We start from the raw sequence: 3,184 nt of genomic DNA on the forward strand, positions 1-3,184 counted from the left end.
AATGCCTGGACGGAAGAGGCAAAAAAGCACCGTGATGCCTGTCAGACTGGCGAAATCTCGCTGGAACGCTTTGAGGAATGGCTGAAAGATTAAATGGTTCTTAAAATAGCGTGTCCATAACAACAATGGGAGAAAGGTGCTGCTCTCCCGATGGCCTGTGTGATTCGGACTGCCTCGCGGTAAAACCTATCACTGCTCGTTTTGTAGGTGCAGACAGCCTGTGCGCTGTCTGCACCTCTTTTTTGCTCTCTCATGCAGGGAACGGCTGCACAGCGATCCTATTGTCCAACGATATAACACATATTGGAGATACAAAGGGCGGACACCAAGCTGTACTAGTCAGGATCTATCACAGAATGTAGACGCAAAACACACCTGCTTTCGCGAATTCTTGTGGAGGATGCCATAACAATGCTAACTGTTTTGCGCCTTATAGTATTCTCCCCATGTCCACATAGCGTCCAGAATGGGTTTCAGGCTTTCCCCAATCTCGGTTAAACTGTACTCGACTCGAGGAGGAACTTCGGCATACACTTTTCGGCTGACTAGCCCTTTTTCTTCCATATCCCGGAGTTGTGCTGTCAACACTTTTTGCGACACACTTCCAATGGATTTCTTTAGTTCTCCAAACCGTTTTGTCCCAGGTATTAAGTCACGCAGAATCAGGACTTTCCATTTGTCACCAATCAGCATTAGGATTGTTTCCACCGGACAAGCTGGTAATTCTTTTGTTAACTGCATATAACGAAGTCTTGCGTTTAATAATGGCCCCTCTATAATACCTTTTCGGTGAACCCTTATGCTGCTAGGACAGCCGTTTGGATGCATTCCTATATAGCTTTCTAGAGAAGAAAGTATGGACGTATGTGAATAATATTCATCAATGCTTTGTACACAGCGTCCTCGTAATTACTTAATAACGACAGAAGGACGAAGCACATTTGCTTCGTCCTTCTGCCTTTTCAGCATATCAAAGTATCATAAGAGGATAGGGATGATTTGGGAATGAGTGTGAGGGATTATTCCAGTGACAGCAGTTCGTTTTTGAGGAAAGATTCCTTGCAGCGGAATGCGATCTTGGTGGACTGGGTGCCGTCGATAACGCCCGGGGTCGCCTTGCGGCCATTTGCGACACAGTCGCAGAACTCTTCGATTTCGGTGATGTAAGCGTCATGCCAGCGGGTGATAAAGTCCTGATAGCATTCGCGGCATACGCCGTGCTTACTCATGACCTCGACCAGAGAATCGGTCGGTACAGAAGCAATACGCAGCGTGCCGCGGGTGCCGACAATCTCGGTCTCCACGTGCGAACCATGCGCTGCCGCGCGGCCGGCAAAGAAGAACGCCATCGCGTCGTTCTCCATCTGCATCAGGCCGGAGACGTTGTCGCCGTCGTCCCAATCCTTGTACTGCTTGAATTCATAGCAGCCGCCAATCGCCCACAGCTTCTTCGGCTCGGAACCGGTCAGCCAGCGGATCAGGTCGAAATCATGGATGGACATGTCGATGAACTGGCCGCCGGAGCGAGGTGCGTATTCCAGTGTGCCCTCGATGATGGAGATGGGGTCCTGCGAGTAGCAGCGTACCAGAATTACGTCGCCGATGTCGCCGTTTTCCATCTTCTTCTTGGCCACCTGGTAGGAGTGGTCGTAGCGGCGCATAAAGCCCAGCATGAAGATGAGGTCCGGGTGCGCGGCGATGATCTTTTCCGCTTCCTTGCACTTCTCAACCGTGTCAGCCAGCGGCTTTTCGCAGAATACATGCTTACCGGCATCCATTGCGAGCTTGATCATTTCCACATGGGATGCGGTGTTGGTGATGATTGCGACTGCCTCGACGTTCGGGTCCTCGCACAGCGCCTTGGGATCGTTATACACTGCGGTAACGCCCAGCTCAGCAGCGACCTGCTTGGCGCGGTCAAAGTTTGCGTCTGCAATCGCGACCAGCTCAGAACCGGGTACGCGGTTTGCGATGTTGCAGGCATGCTCATAGCCCAGACGACCAACGCCGATGATACCGATTTTCAGCTTTTTCATAGGGATTCGCTCCTTTATTTCAAAATTTGAATGTTCTGTTTGCGTGGGGCACCGGATCAAAGACCGGTATGCTCTTTGACGTAGGCGCGTGCCATGCGTGCATATTCCAGCGGGTTGGCCTTGGCCGGGTCTTGCTCCGCTTCCACGACCAGCCAGCCCTCGTAGTTGTATTGGTCGAGCAGCTTAAACACGGTCGGGAAGTCCACGCAGCCCTCCGGGTCACCCGGTACGGTGAACACGCCTTCCGGGATCGAACGCAGGAAGCTCTTGTTTTCCGCGTAGCACTTGTCCATGGCGGGCTTGCGCACATTCTTGAGATGGACATGGCCGATGCGGTCGTGGTGCTTCTTGAGGATTTCGATCGGGTCCTCGCCGGAGAAGGTCAGGTGGCCGGTGTCGTAGATCATGCTGACATACTTCGGATCAGTCATGGCGAGCATGCGGTCGATCTCCGCGGTGGTCTGTACGGTGGTCGTCATGTGATGGTGGTAGACGATCTTCATGCCGTTGTCATAAGCGATCTTGCCGAGGTGGTTGAGCCCCTTGGTGAGCACTTCCCACTCATCGTCGTTGAGCACCTTCTTGTAGGCAAGCGGGGTGTTCCACTGGTGTTGGATGGAGAAGGACTGGTCCGAGGTGTTGATGACTGTCGCGCCGATGGCCTTCAGGAAATTCATGTGGTCAACAAAGGCACGCTCGTTCCACCAAAGCGGCTGCTCGTTTAAGTATGTGCTGATCCATGCAGTGATGGCGGAAATGCCGCGGCGGCTGAATTCCTTGTTCAAGATGGCGGGGTCACGCGGGTACTGGCAGCCGATCTCGGTGCCGACATAGCCGGTCAGCGCGATTTCACTGATGGTTTGGAGAAAGCTGTTCTCCGCGCCCATTTCGGGCATATCGTCCTCGGTCCATGCAATCGGGGCGATACCGATTTTGACTTTATTCGGATCTAACATGGGATTCCTTCCTTTCGTTTGATGTGTGGCGGTCTTGCTTACTGGTTACAGTGTAGCAGTCTGCATGCGTCTTTTCTTTCAACTTCTTGGGTTTGTTCAAAAAAGTGTGCACAGGAGATAAAATAAAGAAAAACGCTGGGTAAATGCGCAGATTCAATATCAAACAGTGCCTTGGAAGCGGCGCGCCGCACG

General features: G+C 52.3%; 3 protein-coding genes. All 3 read right to left on the reverse strand.

The annotated features are described in order from the left end of the window. Window positions 1–414 precede the first annotated feature (414 nt). Window positions 415–741: a helix-turn-helix domain-containing protein gene (locus ABGT74_RS00625; protein WP_346704046.1), complete on the reverse strand. Its 327-nt coding sequence runs from the start codon at window positions 739–741 to the stop codon at window positions 415–417. 278 nt (window positions 742–1,019) lie between these two features. After that, window positions 1,020–2,036 (reverse strand): Gfo/Idh/MocA family oxidoreductase, encoded by a 1,017-nt coding sequence (locus tag ABGT74_RS00630; RefSeq protein WP_297283625.1) that lies wholly within the window; start codon window positions 2,034–2,036, stop codon window positions 1,020–1,022. 56 nt (window positions 2,037–2,092) lie between these two features. After that, complete coding sequence (gene iolE, locus ABGT74_RS00635) at window positions 2,093–2,992, reverse strand: myo-inosose-2 dehydratase (RefSeq protein WP_346704047.1); 900 nt, start codon at window positions 2,990–2,992, stop codon at window positions 2,093–2,095. Window positions 2,993–3,184: the final 192 nt, after the last annotated feature.

Origin of the sequence: uncultured Agathobaculum sp. (genome assembly GCF_963927765.1) — a bacterium.
Taxonomy (GTDB): Bacteria; Bacillota; Clostridia; order Oscillospirales; family Butyricicoccaceae; genus Agathobaculum.